This window comes from Streptomyces sp. SID14478 (assembly GCF_010548525.1).
Lineage (GTDB): Bacteria > Actinomycetota > Actinomycetes > Streptomycetales > Streptomycetaceae > Streptomyces.
Window position 1 is genome coordinate 1 of sequence record NZ_JAAGMG010000655.1, and the last position, 995, is coordinate 995.

A 995-nucleotide genomic window follows, 5' to 3' on the forward strand; every position below is an offset into this window, starting at 1 on the left:
GCGAGCCCTTCGCCGGCGGCGCCGACCCCGCCGCCGACGCTCGCCCCGGGCCCCGCCGGACTGACGCCCGTCTTCAAGGGCGCCCCGAAGGCGAAGGAGCGTACGGTCGCGCTCACCTTCGACGCCGACATGACCGCCGACCAAGGCCCGCGCGCCCTGTCGGGCGAGCACTTCGACAATCCGCAACTCATCGCCACACTGCGCAAGTTGAAGGTTCCGGCCACGGTCTTCATGACCGGGCGCTGGGCCGAGCAGTACCCCTCGCAGGCCAAGGACATCGGCGCCGATCCGCTGTTCGAGGTCGCCAACCACTCGTACAGCCACTACGCCTACACCGACGACTGCTACGGCCTGCCCACGGTCCCGGCCGGGCGGATGCGCGCGGACGTCGAGCGGGCGTTCACCGCCTTCCGCAAGGCGCGGGTCGCACACGTGGTCCCGTACTTCCGCTTCCCGGGCGGCTGCTACGACAAGCAGGCGCTGCGGTCCCTCACCCCGGCCGGGGTCACCGCCGTGCAGTGGGACGTGGTGAGCGGCGACGCGTTCGCCACGGACGCGGGCGCGGTGACCCGGCAGGTGCTCGACGGGGTGCGGCCGGGCTCGGTCGTCGTCATGCACTGCACGCGCAGCGCGGCCCCGACGACGGAGCGGGTGGTGCGGGCCGTGGTGCCGGCGCTGCGCGCGAAGGGCTACCGGTTCGTCCGGGTCTCCGAACTGGTCGGGGCCGCCCGCAAGGGGTGACGCGGCCCGTACGCTGAGGGCATGGGGAGCTTGCGGAACACGGAGGACCCGGGCGACACCGAGGGCGCGCCGTTCGCGGAGTGCGTGCTGTGCCGTGCGCCCACGGAGTACCCGGAGTCCACGAAGGGCGTCACGCTGTGCCCGCGCTGCGAGTGGCAGGAGGCACAGCGGACGGCCTGTTCCGGCTGAGCCGCGGTCAGCGGCGGGACGCCAGGGCGCAGGCGCTCGCCGCGCAGGCCGTCGCCAGTGCGGCG

The 995-nt window shown here is 74.1% G+C and carries 2 protein-coding genes; both read left to right on the forward strand.

Annotated elements, in window-relative coordinates; translation table 11 throughout:
* A partial coding sequence (locus G3I40_RS21735; protein WP_164303810.1) for a polysaccharide deacetylase family protein occupies nucleotides 1-741 on the forward strand: 741 nt, incomplete at its 5' end.
* A 21-nt stretch (nucleotides 742-762) separates the two neighbouring features.
* A complete protein-coding gene (locus G3I40_RS46515) occupies nucleotides 763-930 on the forward strand; it encodes a hypothetical protein (protein ID WP_203644555.1) in 168 nt (55 codons plus the stop codon).
* The last annotated feature ends 65 nt before the right edge of the window (nucleotides 931-995 follow it).

Coding starts and splice junctions, on each gene's coding strand:
- G3I40_RS46515 (WP_203644555.1), top strand. CDS start 763: ATGGGGAGCTTGCGGAACACGGAGGACCCGGGCGACACCGAGGGCGCG.